The sequence below is a fragment of the Corallococcus exercitus genome, assembly GCF_042231735.1.
In the GTDB taxonomy this organism is placed as follows: Bacteria; Myxococcota; Myxococcia; order Myxococcales; family Myxococcaceae; genus Corallococcus; species Corallococcus exercitus_B.
Genome location: NZ_CP102577.1, coordinates 4,415,370 through 4,436,793 on the forward strand (window position 1 = coordinate 4,415,370; position 21,424 = coordinate 4,436,793).

A 21,424-nucleotide genomic window follows, 5' to 3' on the forward strand; every position below is an offset into this window, starting at 1 on the left:
TGACTACCCGAGCACCACGAGGACGTCGCCCTCGTTGACCGCCTGCGCTTCCTTGCAGCGGATCTCCTTCACCGTGCCGCCCTCCTCGGCCTCCACGGGCATCTCCATCTTCATGGACTCGAGGATGACCAGCGTCGTGCCGGCATCCACCTTGTCGCCGACCTTCACTTCGATCTTCCACACCGTGCCCGTGATGTGCGCCGCAACGTCCGCCATGAACCGTCCCTCCTCGGGTGGGAATACTTAAGGCTTCGCGTGATGATCCAGGAAGTGCGTGTCCAGCTCACCGGCGCTGAAGGCAGGGTCCTTCAGGATGCGCAGGTGGAGCGGGATGTTCGTCTTGATGCCTTCAATGCGGAAGGACTCCAGCGCCGTCACCGCGCGGGCAATGGCCTCGTCGCGCGTGGCGCCGCTGATGATGAGCTTGGCGATCATCGGGTCGTAGTTCGGCGTCACCACGTCCCCTTCCGCGTAGCCGGAGTCCAGGCGCACGCCCTCGCCCGTGGGCGGCTGGAACACCTTCAGCGGGCCGGGGGACGGGAAGTACTTCACCGGGTCCTCCGCGTAGATGCGGAACTCCAGCGCCGCGCCCTTGCGCTTCACGTCCTCCTGCTTCACCGTCAGCTCCTCACCCGCGGCGATGCGCAGCTGCCAGCCGATGAGGTCCAGGCCCGTGGTCAGCTCCGTCACCGGGTGCTCCACCTGGAGCCGGGCGTTCATCTCGATGAAGTACACCTGCCCGTCCGAGTACAGGAACTCCACCGTGCCCGCGTTCGCGTAGCCGAACGCCTTCGCCGCCTTGACGGCCGCCGTGAAGAGCGTGTCCGCCAGCGCCGCGTTGCGTCCGTTGGCGAACAGCACCGACGGGGCCTCCTCCACCACCTTCTGGTGCCGGCGCTGGATGGAGCACTCGCGCTCCAGGCCGTGGATGAGGTGGCCGTGGGTGTCGCCCAGAATCTGGACCTCGATGTGGCGGGGCGCCGGGAAGTAGCGCTCCAGGTACACGCCCTCGCGGCCGAAGGCGGCCTTCGCGCGGTCCGTGCACTGGCGGTAGACCTTCTCCAGCTCCGCGGGGTCCTTCGCCGCCGCCATGCCGATGCCGCCACCGCCGCTGGCCGCCTTGCACAGCACCGGGTAGCCGATGCGCTCCGCGGCCGCCAGGGCGCTCTGCACGTCCGGCAGCACGCCGTCGCTGCCCGGCACCACCGGCACGCCCGCGGCGGACACCAGCTTGCGCGCCTGGCTCTTGTCCTTCATCCGCGCCATGGCCTCCGGCGGCGGGCCCACGAAGACTAGGCCCGCGTCCGCGCACGCCTGCGCGAACTCGCCGTTCTCCGACAGGAAGCCGTACCCGGGGTGCACCGCCTGCGCGCCCGTCTTCTTCGCGGCCTCCAGGATGGCGGGGATGCTCAGGTAGCTGTCCTTCGCGGGCGCGGGACCGATGCGCACGGCCTCGTCCGCCTCCTTCACGAAGGGCAGGTTCACGTCCGCGTCCGAGTACACCGCCACCGTCTTCACGCCCATGCCCCGGGCCACGGCCCCGATGCGACGCGCGATTTCACCCCGGTTGGCGATGAGCAGCTTCTGGAACATGCTGGCACCCTGGCTTGACGAAGGGCGGCCAAACTAACCCCCACCCCCTTGACTGACAAGCGTTCGGGCAGGCTCGCAACAGGTCCGTACAGTCCCGTAAATTTGCGGACTTGCGAACCCCTGGCGTACCTTGCCCGACGTGAAGCCTCCCTCGACAGGAACGCACAGCGTCGTGGACCTGCATGGTGCCCGCCGCGCCCGCCGTCTGGACTTGTACCGGAACCGGCTCAACCAGCGGCAGCAGGACACCCGCGCCAATCTGGTGACGCTCTACGAGGGCGGCACCCTCTTCACGCCCGACGGCACGAAGCAGGGCCGCTCGCTGCTCAAGGCCCTGCAGCTGCTGCAGCGCGCCGGCACCCGCCTGGAGGAGCTGTCCGGTGACGGACTGCTGCCCGCCCCCAGCGTGTCGGAGCGCATCGACGCGCTCTACGACGAGGTGGACGGACTGTTCACCAAGTGCGACCGCCTCACCGGCAGGGGCACGGCGAGCGTCGCCCGCCTCCCCCGCGGCTAGCGTCCCTCGCTGCCTGTTACGGCAGCTCCGTCTGGCCCTGGCGGCGCAGGAACGTGGGGATGTCGAACTGATCCTCGTCCAGGGGCAGCGCCGCGTCCTTCACCACGGCCGTGCGCGCGCTCTGCATGGAGGCCTTGGGGTTCTCCACGGTGGACATGGTCGGACGGGGCGTGCTCTTCGCGGGCACCAGGCTGGCCACCTCCTCGCGCGGCGAGGACAGGGCCATGGGCGGCGCGGAGGGACGGCCGACGAGCGGCACCTGGACCACCTGCGCCATGGGGCGCGCCTTGGGCGCGTCCCGGTGCACGAAGCCCGTGGCGATGATGGTGATCTTCACCTCGTCCTGGATCTGCTCGTCGATGAGCGACCCGAAGATGATCTCCGCCTCGCCGTCCGCCGCGTCGTGCACCAGCGTCAGCGCCTCGTTGACCTCCTGCAGGGTCATGTCGCGGCCGCCGGTGATGTTGATGAGCAGGCCCGTGGCGCCGTCGATGGAGACGTCCTCCAGCAGCGGGCTGGAGATGGCCTGCTGCATGGCGGTGATGGCGCGGCGGTCACCGCAGGCGTGGCCCGTGCCCATGAGCGCCAGGCCCTTGTCGCTCATGATGGTCTTCACGTCCGCGAAGTCCACGTTGATGTAGCCGTGGTACTGGATGAGGTCGCTGATGCCCTGCACGGCGTTGAGCAGGACTTCATCCGCGCGCTTGAAGGTCTCCAAGAGCGGCATGGGCTCGTTGGAGAGCGACAGCAGGCGCTGGTTGGGGATGGTGATGAGCGTGTCCACCGCGGCCTTGAGCTCCACGATGCCCTGCTCGGCCTGCTTGCGGCGCTTGTTGCCTTCGAAGAGGAACGGCTTGGTGACGACGCCCACCGTGAGGCAGCCCAGGCTCTTGGCGATGTCCGCGATGATGGGCGCGGCGCCCGTGCCGGTGCCACCGCCCATGCCCGCGGTGACGAAGACCATGTCGGCGCCTTCCAGGACCGCGGCGATCTGATCGCGCGACTCCAGGGCGGCCTCGCGGCCCATCTCCGGGTTGGCGCCCGCGCCCAGGCCCTTGGTGAGCGCCTGGCCCAGCTGCAGCCGGGTGGGCGCCTTGCTCGCGGCGAGCGCCTGGACATCGGTGTTGGCGGCGATGAAGTCGACGCGGTCGAGCTTCGACAGAATCATCGTGTTGACCGCGTTGCAGCCCGCCCCGCCCGCGCCCACGACACGAATCTTCGCGGCCTGCTTGTTCTGCTCGAACTGGTCCATGTCGTCCTCGTGGCGGAAGCACCGCGGCGCCGTCCGCGGAAACACCCACCGTCGACAATCATCAGGAAGTCGGGCGCTTTGGCAAGTATTCCGCTACCAGCCTGTAGCGCCCTGCTGCGCGCCCGAGTCCTGACGCCCACTTACGCGTGTGGCATCACCGGGCATGCGGACATCGCGCGCATGCAAACACCCTCTTGACTCGCGTCCGGTGACTCGCCGTGGTCAGTCGTCCACGCCGTTCGCGCACGCGTGACGTGACAGGACGGGACGCGGATGACGAAAAGGCCCGGCTCCCTCGGGGGAACCGGGCCTTCCGTGTTTCATTCCCGCGAGGGAGCGCTACGGGGCGGGCTTCTCCACTTCCACCTTGCCCATCCGCGTGATGTTGAACTCCACGCGGCGGTTGTTCTCACGGCCCGCCGCCGTCTTGTTGGTGTCCACCGGCTTCGACTCACCGAAGCCCTCGGACTCCAGGCGCTCCGCGGCGATGCCCTCGTTGACGAGGAACGTCTTCACGCTGGCGGCGCGGCGCTTGGACAGGTCCAGGTTGGCGACGTCGCTGCCCTGGCTGTCCGTGTGGCCCTCGACGCGCAGCAGCTCCACATGCGGGTTGGCGCGCAGCACTGCCGCCACCTGCTTCAGGATGGGGAACGAGCGCGGCAGGATGACGTCCTTGTTCGTGGCGAAGTAGACCTTCTCCAGGATGAGGATGCGCTCGCCCTCGACGAGCACCTTGACCTTGCCCTTGTCGGGGCAGCCGTCCTCGTCAGCCACGCCATTGATGGTCTCCGGCTCCAGCGGGCACTTGTCCGCCGTGTCCACGATGCCGTCCTTGTCGTTGTCCGGGTCCGGGCAGCCGTCCTCGTCCTGGAAGCCGTCCTTGTCCTCGGGCGCGTTGGGGCACTTGTCGTCCGGGTCCATCAGGCCATCGCCGTCCGTGTCCACCGGCGGCGGAGGCGGCGCGGGCTTCGTGTCCGGGCAGCCGTCGGCGTCCTCGAACGCGTTCACCGTCTCCGGCTCGTTGGGGCACTTGTCCGCCGTGTCCACGATGCCGTCGCCGTCGTTGTCCGGGTCCGCGCAGCCGTCCTGGTCCTGGAAGCCGTCGAAGTCCTCGGGGCCCTCCGGGCACACCGGCCGGGGCTGCGCCGGGGCGCGCTCCGGGGTGCTGTAGCCCACGGACGCGAGCACGCGGAAGGTGGGCGTGCCGTAGCCGTGCGTGAGGCCCGGGCCCGCGCCCACCTGCGCGGACAGGCCGGTGAGGCCGCGGTACTTCAGGGCCGCGAGCAGCTCCAGCGGACGCTCCTCCTCGTTCTGCTGCTTGAAGCCCACCGCGCCCACCAGCGAGGCCTGGACGGCCAGCGGCAGGTCACCCAGCGGCGCCTCCGCGCCCACCCCGTACGCCAGCGCGCTGCCGACGTTCAGGTTGCGCAGCTGCTCCGCCTTGCGGATGTCCACGCCCACGTTGGCGAGCACCCGGAAGCGCCGGCCGTACTCCGCCACCACGCGCGGGTTGACGGACACGCCCGACCCGCCGAGGAAGTCCGAGGCGCCGCCGGTGGGCAGCGACACGGGCACCACCACGGACAGGCCGTAGTTGTCACCGTCCAGGAGCCGCGCCTTCGGGATGAGGCGCAGGTCGCCGATGCCGCCCCCGCTCACCCCGTTGGCGAAGGAGGCGTCCACGCCCGGCGAGTTCTCCGAGCTCTGGATGGTGATGGGCAGCACGACGCCGATTTCGAACCGGTCGTAGATGCCGATGGCGCCCATCAGGTCCACGCCCACCTGACTCTTCACCACGGAGGTGATGTACGTGTCCGAGCGGGGGTCGAAGAAGTTGAGCGGCTTGTCGGCGTAGTTGACCGACAGCCCCACGTTCCACCCCAGGTGCCGCTGCACCTTCGCGCCGTGCACCGCGAGCACGTCCGCGATGCCCGGGCCCGGCTTGTACTGCTGCACGTCGATGGCCTGCGACACGGCCGTGGCCTGCGCGTGGGCGGAGGTGCCCGCGAACAGCGCCGTGACGAACACGGCCAGCGCCCCACCCGCGCGAGCCAGGAGGTTCCCGGCGCGGCGGAAGCGGCGGCCCACCAGGGGCAGCGCCATCAGCATCAGCGCGAAGGGCGCCAGCGAACCGGAGCCGCCCGTGCTGCAACCGTGGCCCACCACCAGGTAGTCATCGTTGGCGTCGAGCGGGTCGGAGCCGCCGTTCACCTCCGTGCCGTCGTCGATGCCGCCCTGGTCGGTGTCCTTCATCGTCGGATCCGTCTCCGTGGTGGCGCGGCGGCCGTCGTGGTTGGCGTCCTCTTCGCCGTCCTTCAGGCCGTCGCCGTCCGTGTCCGCCTTCTTCGGATCCGTCTTCGTCGTCGGGTCCGCGTCCGGCTTGAAGTTCGGGGACGACGTGTCGGTGCCCGGAGGAGCGGTCTCCACGGTGACACCCAGCTCGGTGCCGTCGAGGATGCCGTCGTTGTCGCTGTCAGGATCGAGCGCGTCGACGGTGCCGTCCCCGTCCGTGTCGGTCAGCCCGTCGATGCCGTCCGGCACGCCGTCGTCGTCGGTGTCGGGGTCGAACGGATCCGTCCCCTTCTCCAGCTCCGTGGCGTTGTCGATGCCATCGCCATCCGCGTCCTTGTCGTCCGCGGCGTTGTTCGGGTCCGGCTCCAGCACGTCCACGCGGCCGTTGTGGTTCCTGTCTTCGATGCCGTCGAGCACGCTGCCGCCGTCGGTGTCGGGGTTGAGCGGGTTCGTCTTGGTGTCAGGGTCCTGATCCGCGACGAACTTCGTCGGGTCGGTGTCCTCGCCCTGCGGCTGGGTGAGACCCAGTTCCAGGCCGTCCGTCAGACCGTCGTCGTCCGTGTCGATGTCGTTCGGGTCGGTCTCCGTCGGGTCCTTGAGGCCGTCGTGGTTGGCGTCCTCATTGCCGTCGAGCAGACCGTCGTCATCCGTGTCGTCGTCCAGCGGGTTCGTCGTGGTCGCCGGGTCCTTGTCCGCCACGAACTTGGACGGGTCGGTGTCGTCGCCCTGGGGCTCGGTAACGCCCGTCTCCACGCCGTCGGTCAGGCCGTCATCGTCGGTGTCGATGTCCTTCGGGTCGGTCTCGTCGGCGTCGACGATGCCGTCGTGGTCCGCGTCCTCGTTGCCGTCGATGATGCCGTCGTCATCCGAGTCGTCGTCGAGCGGATCCGTGCCGCCCACCTTGACCTCGATGCCGTCGGGGATGCCGTCGTCGTCGGAGTCCGGATCGTTCGGGTTGGTCCCCAGGTCGACTTCCTCCTCGTCCGTCAGGCCGTCGTTGTCCGTGTCCACCGTGCTCGCCGGGTTGACGGTGAAGGTGGAGGTCGCGGTCGTGCTGTTGGTGGTGCCATTCGAGGACACCGCCGTCACCGTGTACGTGCCGTCCGCCAGCGGGCCGGGCAGGTCCACGGTCCAGGTGTTACCCGTCAGCGTCGCCGGGTAGTCCGTGCCCTGGAACGTCACCGTCACGCTGGTGGCGTTCGTGGCCGAGCCCGTCACCGTTACGTTCGGGTTCGTCACCGTCGAACCGTTGGCCGGCGTGGTGATGGCCACCGTCGGCGTCGGCTGCGGCACCGCCACCGTGAAGGTGGAGGAGGCCTCCGTGCTCGTGGCCGTCCCATTCGAGGACACCGCCGTCACCGTGTACGTGCCGTTGGCCAGCGGGCCGGGCAGGTCCACCGTCCAGGTGTTACCCGTCAGCGTCGCCGGGTAGTCCGTGCCCTGGAACGTCACCGTCACGCTGGTGGCGTTCGTGGCCGAGCCCGTCACCGTCACGTTCGGGTTCGTCACCGTCGAGCCATTGGCCGGCGTCGTGATGCTCACCGTCGGCGTCGGCTGCGGCACCGCCACCGTGAAGGTGGAAGAAGCCTGCGTGCTCGTGGTGGTCCCATCCGAGGACACCGCCGTCACCGTGTACGTGCCGTTGGGCAGCGGACCGGGCAGGTCCACCGTCCAGGTATTGCCTGTCAGCGTCGCCGGGTAGTTCGCATTGTTGAAGCTCACCACGACGCTGGTGGCGTTCGTGGCCGTGCCCGTCACCGTCACGTTCGGGTTCGTCACCGTCGAGCCATTGGCCGGCGTCGTGATGCTCACCGTCGGCGTCGTGGCAGCCGCCACCGTGAAGGTGGAGGAGGCCTCCGTGCTCGTGGTCGTCCCATTCGAGGACACCGCCGTCACCGTGTACGTGCCGTTGGGCAGCGGACCGGGCAGGTCCACCGTCCAGGTATTGCCTGTCAGCGTCGCCGGGTAGTTCGTATTATTGAAGCTCACCACGACGCTGGTGGCGTTCGTGGCCGTGCCCGTCACCGTCACGTTCGGGTTCGTCACCGTCGAGCCGTTGGCCGGCGTCGTGATGCTCACCGTCGGCGGCAGGTTCTGGGTGATGACACCCGGGTTGCCCGGAGCAGAGCCGTATGGCCGACCATCCACGGCCTCAGCCGTGTCCTGGAGGCCCGCCACGCCACCCGCGACCGACGTGCTGCACGAGAGGCTCGTGCCCTGCAGGAAGATGTTGCCGCCACCGCCGCCACCGCCAGTGCCGTGCGGCTCCTCGAAATGGCTGTCGCCGCCCTTGCCACCGTTCGCGGACAGGGTGCCGAGCGGACCGCAAGACAGGGCGCCCGTGAAGCTCAGCGAGATCGTACCGCCCGCGCCACCGCCACCCGCGGCATCATTCAGCGAGTCCTCACCCGGGTCACCATCCGACGTGATGCTTCCGTTGCCGGCCAGGGCCTGACCGCGAATGAAGACGATGCCGCCAGCGTTTCCGCCACCGCCGCCCTCATCATCATTGCTGTGACCTGCGCCACCACCGCCACCAAACAGGAGGCGGTTCGCGGGTGAGAAAGTCAGCCGACCGCCGCCCAACCCTCCGACGGGCCGTGAGGGCGCGTTTCCATCGTCATCACCATCCCAGGTCCTGCCACCGATACCGCCCTCACCGCCGTTGCCGCCACCACCACCGCCGGAGTTGTGGCAGACACCGCCACCACCGCCGTGAAGAACGTTGCCTCGACCCGCGGTCCCGGCAGGAGCCGGAAAGACTTCGTCCGGCTTGTAACGGGCAGGAACCAGGCTCTCGCCCTTGATGGCACCGCGCGGATGCTCGACGTCCAGATCCGTCGCCGGACAATTGTCGCCTTCACCGTTGAACTCCTGGCCACCTCGGAAGCCAGCACCGGAGGCGGAAATGGTGCCGTTGTTCGTCACCGTCCCGGTCGCGAAAAAGACGACGATGCCGCCCAGGTTGTCCACGAAGTCCGCGTCGTTGGACCACGGCTTGGCGACGAGGCTCGCGCCCGCGTTGATGGTCACGTCCGAATACTCGGGCACCCGGATGGCCTGCGCCGAGGTCCGGATGGCCTCTTCGTTGGCATCGCCGCCCGTGAACGACGCCGTGAGCGGCACGCCCGTGAAGGTCAGCCGCGTATCCGTAACGTCCGTGAGCCGGACGAACTGCCAGTTGCCGACCGGGGTCGACTGGAAGTTGAACGGGCCCGGGTCACCCGAGGTCACCGCCTCCGTGAAGCCGGTGGACTGGTAGATCATCACCAGGTCGTCCACCGCGAAGCCGGTGGTGTCCGTCACGTCAACGAACGACTGGCCCGCGGGCGCGGGCGCGGTCAGCCGCGTGTACGTGTTGATGACCGTACCGGCCGCGTTGACCGTCAGCGGGCCATCCAAGCCGTTGCCATTACCGAAGCTGTCCGGTTCCGCGAAGGCCGGTGGCGCCGCGAACACGGCGCACAGCAGGGCCAACAGAGCCGCGACGGAGCCGCGTACTCCCAGTAGGGGCGTCAGCAACCGCGAAGTCTTGTGTGGTGTCATAGGTTCAGAGGCTCACCAGAAACGGCGGGATGCGTTCCGGGAGCCACAGGCCCCCCTAGCAAGCCGGGCGCCATCCTCTGTCGAATTCCCGATCCGTCCAAATCCTGGAACTTGCACGGCTGGACGCCCGTGCTTAGGGCGGGCGTCCGAAAGCCGGATCCGGATTCTGGAATCTGGAACACTCCGCGTCCCAGCCTGACGCGTCAGCGTTGCCCCTGACGCGTCAATGCACTCCCCGGACACAGCCCCCAGAAACGCGAAAGGGCCCCCCGAAGGGAGCCCTGACTCAGCGCATCAACGCGCCGGGACGGCCTAGAAGATCTCTTCCAGCCACTCGCGCATCCGGCCCTTCACCTTCTTGTAGACGTTGCCGTCCTCGCGGATGCGGAACATGCGGCGGTCCATGTGCTTGGCGCCGTAGACCACCAGGCCCACGCCCGTGGCGTACATGGGGCTCTTCACCACATCCACCAGGCCCCCGATGCCGCGCGGCATGCCCCGGCGCACCGGCAGGCCCAGCACCTCTTCCGCCAGCTCCGGCATGCCCGCGAGCAGCGTGCTGCCGCCCGTGATGACGATGCCCGACGCGAGCAGGTCCTCGTAGCCGCACTTCTGGATCTCCCGGTGCACCAGCTGGAAGATCTCCTCCACGCGCGGCTCCAGAATCTCCGAGAGGATCTGCCGGCCCAGGACGCGCGGCTGACGGCCGCCCACGCTGGGGACCTCGATCGTCTCGTCCTTGTTGATCATGGACGCGAGCGCGCAGCCGTACTTCTGCTTGATGCGCTCGGCCTCGTGCGCGGGGGTGCGCAGGCCGATGGCGATGTCGCTCGTCAGGTTGTTGCCGCCCAGGGCGATGACGGCCGTGTGGACGATGGAGCCGCCGGAGAAGATGGCGATGTCCGTGGTGCCGCCGCCGATGTCGACGAGGCACACGCCCAGCTCCTTCTCGTCCTCGCTCAGCACGGCTTCAGCGGAGGCGAGCGGCTGGAGCACGATGTCGGAGACGTTCAGGCCCGTGCGGTTGGCGCACTTGACGATGTTCTGCGCGCTGGAGACGGCGCCCGTGACGATGTGCACCTTGGCCTCCAGGCGCACGCCGGCCATGCCCAGGGGCTCCTTGATGCCGCCCTGGTCGTCGATGATGAACTCCTGCGGCAGGACGTGGATGACCTCCCGGTCCAGCGGGATGGCCACCGCCTTCGCCGCGTCGATGACGCGCGCGATGTCCGCGTCGCGGACCTCCTTGTCCTTCACCGCGACGATGCCCTGGGAGTTGAAGCCCTTGATGTGGCCGCCGGCGATCCCCGTGTAGACGTGGGAGATCTCCGCCCCGGCCATCAGCTCGGCTTCCTCCACGGCGCGCCGGATGGACGACACCGTGGCCTCGATATTGACCACGACGCCCTTGCGCAATCCCTTCGACGGATGCGTACCGATACCGATGATGTCGATACCGCTATCGGTCAGCTCGCCGACGATGGCGCAGATCTTCGTCGTGCCGATGTCGAGGCCGACGATGATCTCCCCCGACTTCTGCTTCGCCATGACTCCTCCCAGGCTCCCTCACTTTCGTGAAGGAAGCATCCTCACTGCGTCGAGTCCCCGCTCCGCACGGAGTCGGACCCACTCGAAAGCCTCACCGCCACCCAACCCGGTCGGGCACGGTTATCCAGGCGAATGATCGCGGCTGCAAGCCCCCTTGTGCTGAGCTCGCGTCGAACGCGCGCCAGCCGCTGGAGCTTGACTTCCGTATCGCCCGCGCCGAGGCGCACCTCCTGCCCCGTCGCCGTCACCAGCGCAAGCCCGGTGTTCTCCAGGCGCACTTCAGAAAGCCGCTCGGATCGTCCCGGCAACAGCCGCGCATAAGCACGGGTTACATCCAGCGCCTCGCGGAACTTCGCGCGCACCCCGTCCGGGTCCGCCACGTACGCATCGCGCTCCACGCCGGTGACGAGCGGCAGGTCCAGCCCGTCCCCGGGGGTGACGCGCTTGAAGGGCTCGCCCTCCTCGTCCAGCACGTACAGGTCGCCCAGCACCGCCAGCGCCGCGGGTGCGTGCTCCGTCACCTCCACGGACACGCCGCGCGGAAACCGCCGCGTCACCTCCACCGTGCGCACCCAGGGGTGCTGGTCCATGGCCCGCGCCAGCGCGGCCGGGTCCAGCGTCCACAGGTTCTGCCCCGCCGCAAGCCCCGACAGCTTCAGGAGCTCCGGGCGCGAGGCCCGCTCCAGCCCGGAGAAGTTCACCGACTCCAGCGCGAAGCGCGGCGTCACCACCGCCCAGGCGCGCAGCTCGATGCAGCCCCAGATGAGCCCCGCCGTCGCGACGGCCAACCCCAGCGCCTTCGCCACCGACGGCCCGTGCGAACGGACCGCGCCCTTCACCGCGTCGTTGCGCGGTGCGGCGTCCAGGCGGCGGCGGTTCTTGGATTTTCCGAAGGCCATGACTAGGGAGGCGCATGCTGCGTGCGGACGTCGAACCACGCCAGTTTTTGGCTACAGGCACGTCGCTGTAGCGGCATGGGGGGACACGCCGGCCTCACAAGAGGCCGGAACTCCAGGAAAGAACGCGGAGCGGCTCAGGCCTTGAGCGAAGCGCCCTGGAGCAGCCGCTCACAGAGGGCCGGGAAGTCGATGCCCCGCCCCGCCGCGATTTTGGGCAGGAGGCTGGAGGCCGTCATTCCGGGCAGCGTGTTGATTTCCAGCAGGAACACGTCACCGGCTTCGGTGACGATGACGTCCGAGCGCGAGCCGCCCGAGCACCCCAGCGCCTTGTGGGCGGCGAGGGAGACCTCGTTGACGCGCGCGTACAGGTCCGGCGGCAGCGGCGCGGGGAAGAGATACTGAGTACCGCTGCCGGCCTTGTACTTGGCCTCGTAGTCGTAGAACTCGCGCGCGGCCTTGACCTCGATGACGCCCAGCGCCTCGTTGTCCAGCACGCCGCCCTGCACTTCGCGGCCCTTGATGAACTGCTCCACAAGGAGCGTGCCCGCGTGCTTCGAGGCGTCCTGGACGGCCGCGGTGTAGTCCTCGCGCGTCTTGCAGATGTGGACGCCCACGCTGCTGCCCTCGCGGCTGGGCTTCACCACCACCGGGAAGGGGAACGGCAGCCGGTCCGCTTCCGCGAGCGCCGCTTCCGCCGAGTCGAAGGCGCGGTAGGGCGGCGTGGGGATGCCGCGCGCGACGAAGATCTCCTTCGCGTACACCTTGTCCATGCCCACCGCGGAGGCCATCACGCCGCTGCCGGTGTAGGGGATGAACATGGCCTCCAGCAGGCCCTGGATGCAGCCGTCCTCGCCGAAGCGGCCGTGCAGCGCGAGCCACGCCACGTCCACCTTCTCCGCGACGAGGCGCGCGGGCAGGTCCTTGCCCACGTCGATTTCCACCACGTCGTAGCCCAGCCCCTTGAGGGCGCCCGACACCGCGGCGCCCGTGCGCAGCGACACCTCGCGCTCACTGGAGAGGCCGCCGTACAGCACGCCGACGCGCCTGGCCTTCAACTCAGCGGGGGTGAAGCCTCGGGGACCGATGGTCATGGCAGGAAGACTCCGACGAATTTGACTTCGGGGTGCATGACGATGCCGGTGGCCTCTTGTACCCGGTCTTGCATCAGGGTGATGAGGCCCCGCACGTCGCGAGCGGCGGCGCCGCCCAGGTTGACGATCCAGTTCGCGTGCAGCGTGGACACCTGCGCGCGCCCCAGGGTGTGCCCCTTCAGGCCCACGAGTTCAATCAGCCGCCCGGCATGGTCGCCCGGCGGGTTGGTGAACACGCTGCCGAAGTTGGGCTGACTCAGGGGCTGCGTGCGCTTCCTGTAGCCCAGGTCCGCGTCCATGGCCGCCTTGCTGGCCACGACATCGCCCTTGGGAAGATGGAAGCGCACGCGCGTGACGATACCTCCAGCGGGCAGCGTGGCGTGACGGTAGGTGTGCGGCACCTGCGCTTTCGTCAGCCACCCCACCCCGTCCGCGGTGGCGACTTCGATGGCCTCCACCACGCGGAAGCACTCGCCGTTCTTGGTGCCCGCGTTCATGGTGACCGCGCCGCCCAGGGTGCCGGGAATGCCCGCGAGGAACTCCGCGCCCACCAGGCCCTGCGCGCGCATCACGTTGACCAGCCGGGCGATGGCCGCGCCCGTGCCCAGCGTCACCCGCCCGTCGTCCGGGCCCACGTCCAGCACTTCCGGGAACAAGTCCGGGGGCAGCTTCACGGTGAGCCCCGGCACGCCGCCGTCGCCCACCAGCGTGTTGGCCCCGCCGCCCAGCACCGTCACGGGAAGGCCCTCGTCGCGGGCCAGGCGCAGCAGGTCCACCAGCGCGTCCGGGGAGCGCGGACGCACCAGGGCTTCCGCCGGACCGCCCACGCGCACGCTGATGAGCGGCGCCAGGGGCTCACCCGGCTTGACGTCCAGGCCCGGCAGACGCGCCACGCGCGCCGCCAGCGGTGTCACCTCGCCCGGCTCCATCCCCTACCCGCCCTTCGCCGCGCCCATCAGGTTCAGCAGGTCCGGGCCCACCTGGGTGATGTCGCCCGCGCCCAGCGTCAGCACCAGGTCGCCCTCGCGCACGCGCTCCAGCAGCGCCTTGGCCACGTCCACGCGCTTCTCCACGAACGTCACGTCGCGGTGGCCGTGGGCGCGGATGGCCTCCGCCAGCGCGTCGCCGGTGGCGCCAGGAATGGGCTCCTCGCCCGCCGCGTAGACGCTGGTGACCAGGAGCACGTCCGCGTCGTTGAACGCGGTGGCGAACTCCTTCATCAGGTCGTGCGTGCGCGTGTAGCGGTGCGGCTGGAAGGCGGCCACCACCCGGCGGCCGAACGCGCGACGCGCGCCGGACAGCGTGGCCATCACCTCCGTGGGGTGGTGCCCGTAGTCGTCCACCACGGTGATGCCGCCCACCTCCCCGCGCACGGTGAAGCGGCGCTGCACGCCGCCGAACTCCGCCAGCGCCCCGCGCACCGTCTCCAGCGGGATGTCCATCTCCTCCGCGATGGCCACCACCGCCAGCGCGTTGAAGGCGTTGTGCGCGCCCACCATGCGCACGCGGAACTCGCCCAGGTCCTCCTCGCGGCGGAAGGCGCGGAAGGTGGTGGTGAAGCCGTCCAGCGCGATGCCCTCCAGCCGGTAGTCCGCCATGTGCGAGCTGCCGTAGGTGACGAAGCGCTTCTCGATGCGCGGCAGGAGCGCCTGGACGTTGGGGTTGTCCAGGCACAGCACGTTGAGGCCGTAGAAGGGGACCCGGTTGCAGAACTCCACGAACGCGGACTGGAGCGTCGCCAGGTCGCCGTAGTGGTCCATGTGCTCCGGGTCGATGTTGGTGACGACCGCGATGGACGGGTGCAGCTTGAGGAAGCTGCCGTCGGACTCGTCCGCCTCCACCACCATCAGCTCGCTCTTGCCCAGCTTGGCGTTGGAGTCGAGCACGTTCACCTTGCCGCCCACCACCGCCGTGGGGTCCAGGCCCGCCGCGGACAGCACCGTGGCCACCATGGACGTCGTCGTCGTCTTGCCGTGGCTGCCGGCGACGGCGACCGCGTACTTCAGGCGCATCAGCTCCGCGAGCATCTCCGCGCGAGGGATGACGGGAATCTTGCGCTGGCGCGCCGTCACCACCTCCGGGTTGTCCTTGCGCACCGCGGAGGAAATCACCACCACGTCCGCGTGCACGAGGTTGGACGCCTTGTGGCCCTCGTAGAGGGTGGCGCCCAGCTTCGCCAGGCGGCGGGTGATGTCGCTCTCGCGCAGGTCGGAGCCGGAGACGCGGTAGCCCAGGTTGAGCAGCACCTCCGCGATGCCGCTCATGCCGATGCCGCCCACGCCCACGAAGTGCACGTGCGCCGCGTGGCGCGTCTTGAAGAGGCTGCCGGGCTTGTTGCTGACGGTCTTGCTGCTCATGCCTTGCTCCCGGGTGCCTTCTTCACGTCCTTGGGTCCGCGGTCCCGCCCGCCCGGGCCCCAGGCCTGGGTGGTCAGGTCCACGCACACGTCCGCCAGCTCCTTCGCGGCGGCCGGGCGGCCCAGGATGCCCGCCTTCTTCGCCATCTGCTTGAGCTTCGCCGGGTCCGTCATCAGGCCGCGCAGCTCTTGCGCCAGCTTCTGCCCGGTGAGCTCCGACTCGCGGAACATGAGGGCCGCGCCCGCGTCCACCAGCGCGCGGGCGTTCACCTCCTGGTGGTTGTCCGTCGCGTGCGGGAAGGGCACCAGGATGCTGGCCTTCTTGCACACCGTCAGCTCCGCCAGCGACGTGGCGCCCGCGCGGCAGATGACCAGGTCCGCCTTCGCGTAGGCGGAGGACATGTCGTCGATGAACTCCACCACCTGGGCCACGTCCGCGAAGCCCTTGTCCGCGTAGCCCTTGCGCACCGTCTCCAGGTCCAGCTTCCCCGTCTGGTGGACGATGGAGATCTGCTCCTTCAGGTCGCCCAGCGAGTCCAGCGCCTCCAGCACCCGGTTGTTGAGGCCGCGCGCGCCCAGGCTGCCGCCGAAGATGAGGACGGAGAACTTCTCGTGCGCGGCGCTGCTGCGCAGGTAGTTGTCCATCAGCTTCTTGCGGATGGGGTTGCCAATCATCTGCACCTTGGCCTCGGGGAAGAACGCGCGCGCCTCCTCGAAGGCGGTGAAGACGACCTTCACGATGCGGCCCAGCACCTTGTTGGTGAGGCCCGGCAGCGCGTTCTGCTCCTGGATGGCGGTGGGAATGCCCATCAGCCACGCGGCCAGCACCACCGGCCCGCTCGCGTAGCCGCCCACGCCCACCACCACGTCCGGCTTCTGGCGCGACAGGATGCGGAACGACGCGAGGAACGCCATGGGCAGCGCGATGAGGCCCTTGAGGAGCCCGAGCAGGCCCTTGCCCTTGAGCCCCTGCACCTTCACGAACTCCAGCGGGTAGCCCTCCTTGGGCACCACGCGCGCCTCCAGGCCCTTCTCCGTGCCCACGAACACCACTTCGTTGGCCGGGTGGCGCGTGACGACCTCTTCCGCGAGCGCGATGCCCGGGAACAGGTGACCGCCGGTGCCTCCGCCCGCGATGAGCACCTTCACGCCGTCACCTCCCGCAGGTCCGTCGTGCCCGTGCGCACCGGCCGCGACGCGCCCTGCGTGTTCGCGCTGAGCGACAGGAGCACGCCCGCGGAGCCCATCAGCACCACCAGCGACGTGCCGCCGTAGGACACGAACGGCAGCGTCAGACCCTTCGTGGGCAACAGGCCCATGGCCACGCACATGTTCACCGTGGCCTGGAACGCGATGATGGAGCTGATGCCCAGGCCCAGGTACGTGCCGAACGTCTCCCCCGCCGCCAGGGCCGCGCGGATGCCGCGCCAGAGGACGACGGCGTACAGCACCACCAGCAGCCCCACGCCGATGAGCCCCAGCTCCTCACCGAGGATGGAGAAGATGAAGTCCGTGTGCGCCTCCGGCAGGAAGAACAGCTTCTGCCGGCCGTCCCCCAGCCCCAGGCCGGTGATGCCGCCCGAGCCGATGGACATGAGCGACTCCGCCACCTGGTAGCCCACGTCGTGCCGGTGGGCCCACGGGTCCAGGAACGCGAGGATGCGCTTCATGCGGTACGGGCTGGTCGCGATGGCGACGAAGGCCAGCGGCAGCGCGAGCAGGAGGGAGCCCACCAGGTACGACAGCTTCGTGCCCGCCGCGAACAGCAGCACGAAGAGCATGAACACCAGCAGCACGCTGCTGCCGAAGTCCGGCTGGAGCATGCACAGGAACACCAGGATGCCGCACAGGGCCAGGTGCGGCAGGAAGCCGATGGAGAACGTGGCCACCTTCTCCCGCTTCTTCGCCAGCGAATAGGACAGGTAGACGAGCCACGCGAACTTGGCCAGCTCCGCCGGCTGGAGGCTGAAGCCCGGCAGGCGGATCCACCGCCGCGCGCCGCCCGCCGTGGTGCCGATGCCGGGGATGGCCACCGCGATGAGCAGCACGATGGCGACGAGCAGCAGCGGGTACGCCAGCCGCGCCAGCTTCCGCCAGCCCAGCTTCATGGCCACCGCCATGGCCACGAGGCCCAGGCCCGCGGCGGACAGCTGGCGCTTGAGGAAGTAGAGGCTGTCGCCCAGCTTGTCCTGCGCCAGCACCGCGCTGGCCGAGTACGTCATCACCAGGCCCAGCGAGACGAGCGCCAGCACCGCGCACAGGAGAATCGGATCGAACCGCACGGGGGCGGCCGGAGGAGAGGTCTTCATCACGGTCAGAGCGCCCCGACGAGGCGCTTGAACGTGTCGCCCCGGTCCTCGAAGTTCTTGAACTGGTCGTACGACGCGCACGCCGGGGACAGGAGCACCGTGTCCCCCGCCCTCGCGACCTCGCGCGCCTTCGCCACCGCCTGGGCCAGGGTGCCGCACGCATGCACCGGCGCGTCGTTCGCGTACGCCCGCGCCAGCGCGTCCGCGTCCTGGCCGATGGTCAGCACGCCCTTCACCTTCCCCTGCCCCGCCTCCACCATGGGCGCGTATGGAGCGCCCTTGCCCTTGCCGCCCGCGATGAGCCACACGTCGCCCGCGAACGCCTTGAGCGCCACCAGCACGGAGTCCACGTTGGTGGCCTTGGAGTCGTTCACCCACTCCACGCCGTCCAGCACGCGCACGCTCTCCAGCCGGTGCGCCAGGCCCGGGTAGCTGTCCAGGCCCGCCTGCACCGCGTCCTTCGCCACGCCGCCCAGCCGCGCCAGCAGCGCCGCCGCCATCGCGTTCTGCGCGTTGTGCACGCCCCGGAGCGAGCGGTTGGTGAGCGTGTAGGACTCGCCCGCGAACTCCAGCTCGAAGCCGCCGGGCCGGGCGATGGCCAGCCCCGCCAGCGTGGGCGCGTCCACCACCGGGCGGCCCGTCATGGAGAAGCCGTACACGGGCGCGCGCGAGGAGGCGGCCAGCCCCATCACCGCCGCGTCGTCCGCGTTCACCACCGCGAAGTCGCCGCCAGCGTCCTGGTTCATGAAGATGCGCGCCTTGGCCGCGCCGTACTCGGCGTGGTTGGCGTAGCGGTCCAGGTGGTCCGGCGTGAGGTTGAGGATGGCCGCGCCCGTGGGCTTGAGCTCGTGGATGCCCTCCAGCTGGAAGCTGGACAGCTCCACCACCAGCGCGTCCCAGTCCCCGGGCGCCATGGCGGCCTCCGCCAGCGGACGGCCCAGGTTGCCGCCCACGAAGGTGCGCAGGCCCGCCTTCGCGTACAGCTCGCCGGTGAGCGCCGTGGTGGTGCTCTTGCCGTTGGTGCCGGTGATGCCCAAAAAGCGCGTGCCCTTCAGGAAGCGGCCCGCGAGCTCAATCTCGCCCCACACGGGGACGCCCGACGTGCGCGCGGCCTCCAGCTCCGGCAGCGACAGCGGCACGCCCGGGCTCACCACCACCAGGTCCTGGCGGGTGAGCAGGCCTGGGGGCGTGGCGCCGGTGACGAGCTCGACGCCTTGCGCGCGCAGCTCCTTCGCGACGTCACCGAGCGCGTCCTCGGAGCGCGCGTCCAGCGCCGTCACCTTCGCGCCCTGCTGCACGAGCAGCCGGAGCGCCGCGACGCCGCTCTTGGCCAGCCCGAACACCGCGACCTTCCGACCGGACAGCGAGGGATTCATGGGGCGGGCCGACCTCGTCTTCGGGAGCAACTACGGGGGGCAAAGCGACTAGCGCAGTTTCAGGGACAGCAGGGCCACGCCACCACAGAGGATGGCGACAATCCAGAAACGCACGATGATCTTCGGCTCGGCCAGGCCCTTGAGCTCGAAGTGGTGGTGCACGGGCGCCATCTTGAAGACGCGCTTGCCCGTCATCTTGAAGGACGCCACCTGGATCATCACGGAGAGCGCCTCCGCGAAGAAGATGCCGTGGATGATGGCGGAGACGACTTCGTTCTTGGAGAACACCGCCAGCGCGCCCAGCGCGCCGCCCAGGGCCAGCGAGCCGATGTCGCCCATGAACACGGACGCCGGGTAGGTGTTGAACCAGAGGAAGGAGATGCCCGCGCCCACGATGCTCGCGCAGAAGACGGCCAGCTCCGCGCCGCCCGGCACCTGGAGGATGCCCAGGTAGCGGTACAGCGGCGTGGCCGTGAGCCGCGCGACGCCGTTCACCGTCTCCGTGTCCGCGATGTGCAGCGTGGTGCCCGCCACGTAGCAGAGCACGCAGAAGGTCACCGCCGACACGATGGTGGGGACAATGGCCAGGCCGTCCAGGCCGTCCGTGAGGTTCACCGCGTTGGACGTGCCAACAATCACGATCCACGCGAAGACGACGTAGAACCAGCCCAGGTCCGGGTTGAACCAATGGGACGGCACGAACGGCAGCGTCAGCCGCGTGTCGATGAGCAGCGTGGGCCCGAAGGAGCCGTCCGCCTTCGTCCACGTGCACATCAGGCCGAAGATGGCGATGAGGTAGAAGAGGGTCTGCAGCACCATCTTCTTGCGCCCGGCCAGGCCCTTGGAGTTGCGCTTGGACAGCTTGAGCCAGTCATCCAGGAAGCCGATGAAGCCATAGCCGAAGGTGAGGAGGATCATCACCCAGACGCCGCGGGACTTGAGGTCCGCGAACAGGAGCGTGCCCGCCGCGATGCAGATGAGGATGAGCGCGCCCCCCATGGTGGGCGTGCCCTTCTTCTTCTGGTGCGTGTCCGGGGTGTCCTCGCGCACGTTGCTCTGCCCGTGCTGCTTCAGGCGCAGCCGCGCGATGAGGCGCGGCCCGATGAGCATCCCCAGGAGCAGGGCGAAGACGCCCGCGGCGATGATGCGGAAGGTCGGGTAGCGCAGGAAGTTGAGGACGCGCCCGGCCTCGGTGTTCTGGATGAGCTCGTACAGAAGGTACAGCACTAGTGACTCCCTCCGGGGGGGGCCGCGCCCGTGAGGGCCGCCACCACGCGCTCCAATCGCATGCCGCGACTGGCCTTCACCAGCACCACGTCACCGGGTGAGAGCCGGGGCGTCAACCACGCCACCAATGGCTCCACTTCGGTGAAGTGGGCGGCGGAATCTCCCATGTCCGCGCTCCCCAGGCCGCCCGAGGACCGGGGGCCGAAGAACGCGACCAGCTTCGCGTGCCGCGCGACGAGCTCACCCAGCCGGGCATGCTCCTCCGCCTCGCCCGCGCCCAGCTCCAGCATGTCGCCCAGCACCGCCACCGCCCGGCCGCCTTCGGGCACCAGCGTGCCCAGCGTGACGAGCGCGGCCTCCATGGAGGCCGGGTTGGCGTTGTAGCAGTCGTCCACCACCGTGACGCCGTTCCGGCCGTCCACGATGTTGAGCCGGCGCGCGTACGGCCGCGCGGACTCCAGCCCCGTCACGCACTCCTCCGGGGAGTAGCCCAGGGCCAGCGCCGTCGCGAACGCCGCCGTCGCGTTCTGCGCGTTGTGCGGCCCCACGAAGTGCAGGCGCACCGGCCAGTCCTTCCCCTGGTAGCGCACGGTGGCCACCATGCCGTCGCGGCCCAGCGTGTGGACGGCGGTGAGGCGCACGTCCGCGTTCTCCGCCCGGCCGAACGTCAGGTGCTTCGCGCCGCTGCGCGCGGCCTGGCGCACGATGAGCGCGTCGTCCAGGTTCACCACGGCGGTGGCCTGGGGCAGCAGCTCGCGGAACATCTCCCCTTCCGCCTCCGCCACGCCCTCCAGGCTGCCCAGCCCCTCCAGGTGCTCCGGCTGGACCACGGTGATGACACCGGCGTCCGGCCGCACCTTGCGGGTGAGCCGCTCGATTTCGCCCGGCTGGTTCATCCCCACTTCGATGACGGCCGCCACGTGGGACGGCTCCAGCCGGAAGAGCGTGAGCGGGACGCCCACCTCGTTGTTGAAGTTGCCCTCCGTCTTCAGGGCGGGGCCTCGCGTGGCCAGGATGGCGCCCACCATCTCCTTGGTGGTCGTCTTCCCGTTGGAGCCCCCCACCGCCGCCACCGGAATCTGGAAGCGGCGGCGGTGCAGCGCCCCCAGCCCGCCCAGCGCGGCCAGGGTGTCGTCGACTTCGTAGAGCGCGAAGCCCGGGGGCAGGGCCGGCAGCGCCCTCCCCCGCTTCACCACCGCTCCGGCCGCTCCCTGGCGCTGGGCGCCGTCCACGAAGTCGTGGGCGTCGAAGCGCTCGCCCTGCAGCGCCACGAAGAGACACCCGGGGGTGAGCGACCGGGTGTCGGTGCAGACGGCGGGGAAGCCCGCGGCAACGGGCTCCCCGCGACGGGTCGCACCCGTCGCCTGCACCACCTCGTCATCGGAGAATCGAGCGGCCATGGAGGGGGGTGTTGGCCT

The 21,424-nt window shown here is 69.6% G+C and carries 15 protein-coding genes; 1 reads left to right on the forward strand and 14 read right to left on the reverse strand.

Going from position 1 to position 21,424, the window contains the following annotated elements:
• Positions 1-3: 3 nt before the first annotated feature.
• Complete coding sequence (locus NR792_RS17100; protein ID WP_120552625.1) at positions 4-216, reverse strand: biotin/lipoyl-binding carrier protein; 213 nt, start codon at positions 214-216, stop codon at positions 4-6.
• 27 nt (positions 217-243) lie between these two features.
• Positions 244-1,593 (reverse strand): acetyl/propionyl/methylcrotonyl-CoA carboxylase subunit alpha, encoded by a 1,350-nt coding sequence (locus NR792_RS17105; RefSeq protein WP_375761093.1) that lies wholly within the window; start codon positions 1,591-1,593, stop codon positions 244-246.
• 172 nt (positions 1,594-1,765) lie between these two features.
• Here NR792_RS17105 and NR792_RS17110 point away from each other — a divergent pair, with 172 nt between their 5' ends.
• Entirely contained in the window at positions 1,766-2,110 is a 345-nt protein-coding gene (locus NR792_RS17110) for a hypothetical protein (protein ID WP_375761094.1), read from the forward strand.
• A gap of 16 nt (positions 2,111-2,126) precedes the next feature.
• Here the strand turns inward: NR792_RS17110 and ftsZ are convergent, their stop codons facing one another.
• The 12 genes from ftsZ to murF form a co-directional block, all read right to left on the reverse strand.
• Positions 2,127-3,362 carry a cell division protein FtsZ gene (ftsZ, locus tag NR792_RS17115; RefSeq protein WP_375761095.1) on the reverse strand — a complete coding sequence of 412 codons (1,236 nt, stop codon included), beginning with the start codon at positions 3,360-3,362 and terminating at the stop codon, positions 2,127-2,129.
• Between the two features lie 339 nt (positions 3,363-3,701).
• Positions 3,702-9,131: an Ig-like domain-containing protein gene (locus NR792_RS17120; protein WP_375761096.1), complete on the reverse strand. Its 5,430-nt coding sequence runs from the start codon at positions 9,129-9,131 to the stop codon at positions 3,702-3,704.
• Positions 9,132-9,512: 381 nt separating this feature from the next.
• Positions 9,513-10,748, reverse strand: coding sequence for a cell division protein FtsA (gene ftsA / locus NR792_RS17125; protein WP_014398878.1), 1,236 nt, complete (start codon positions 10,746-10,748; stop codon positions 9,513-9,515).
• A gap of 41 nt (positions 10,749-10,789) precedes the next feature.
• The gene (locus NR792_RS17130) at positions 10,790-11,647 is read right to left on the reverse strand and encodes a cell division protein FtsQ/DivIB (RefSeq protein ID WP_375761097.1); all 858 of its coding nucleotides are present in this window, start codon (positions 11,645-11,647) and stop codon (positions 10,790-10,792) included.
• Between the two features lie 134 nt (positions 11,648-11,781).
• Positions 11,782-12,738 (reverse strand): D-alanine--D-alanine ligase, encoded by a 957-nt coding sequence (locus tag NR792_RS17135; protein ID WP_375761098.1) that lies wholly within the window; start codon positions 12,736-12,738, stop codon positions 11,782-11,784.
• Positions 12,735-13,667 (reverse strand): UDP-N-acetylmuramate dehydrogenase, encoded by a 933-nt coding sequence (gene murB / locus NR792_RS17140; RefSeq protein WP_375761099.1) that lies wholly within the window; start codon positions 13,665-13,667, stop codon positions 12,735-12,737. The genes NR792_RS17135 and murB overlap by 4 nt, the downstream gene beginning before the upstream one ends.
• 3 nt (positions 13,668-13,670) lie before the next feature.
• The gene (gene murC / locus NR792_RS17145; RefSeq protein ID WP_375761100.1) at positions 13,671-15,095 is read right to left on the reverse strand and encodes a UDP-N-acetylmuramate--L-alanine ligase; all 1,425 of its coding nucleotides are present in this window, start codon (positions 15,093-15,095) and stop codon (positions 13,671-13,673) included.
• Entirely contained in the window at positions 15,092-16,243 is a 1,152-nt protein-coding gene (gene murG / locus NR792_RS17150) for an undecaprenyldiphospho-muramoylpentapeptide beta-N-acetylglucosaminyltransferase (protein WP_375761101.1), read from the reverse strand. Before murG ends, murC begins: the two co-directional genes overlap by 4 nt.
• A complete protein-coding gene (gene ftsW, locus NR792_RS17155) occupies positions 16,240-17,403 on the reverse strand; it encodes a putative lipid II flippase FtsW (RefSeq protein ID WP_375761102.1) in 1,164 nt (387 codons plus the stop codon). The genes murG and ftsW overlap by 4 nt, the downstream gene beginning before the upstream one ends.
• Positions 17,404-17,408: 5 nt before the next feature.
• Positions 17,409-18,779, reverse strand: coding sequence for a UDP-N-acetylmuramoyl-L-alanine--D-glutamate ligase (murD, locus tag NR792_RS17160; RefSeq protein ID WP_375761103.1), 1,371 nt, complete (start codon positions 18,777-18,779; stop codon positions 17,409-17,411).
• A gap of 48 nt (positions 18,780-18,827) precedes the next feature.
• Positions 18,828-20,006 carry a phospho-N-acetylmuramoyl-pentapeptide-transferase gene (mraY, locus tag NR792_RS17165; RefSeq protein WP_375761104.1) on the reverse strand — a complete coding sequence of 393 codons (1,179 nt, stop codon included), beginning with the start codon at positions 20,004-20,006 and terminating at the stop codon, positions 18,828-18,830.
• Positions 20,006-21,406: a UDP-N-acetylmuramoyl-tripeptide--D-alanyl-D-alanine ligase gene (gene murF / locus NR792_RS17170; RefSeq protein WP_375761105.1), complete on the reverse strand. Its 1,401-nt coding sequence runs from the start codon at positions 21,404-21,406 to the stop codon at positions 20,006-20,008. The genes mraY and murF overlap by 1 nt, the downstream gene beginning before the upstream one ends.
• Positions 21,407-21,424: the final 18 nt, after the last annotated feature.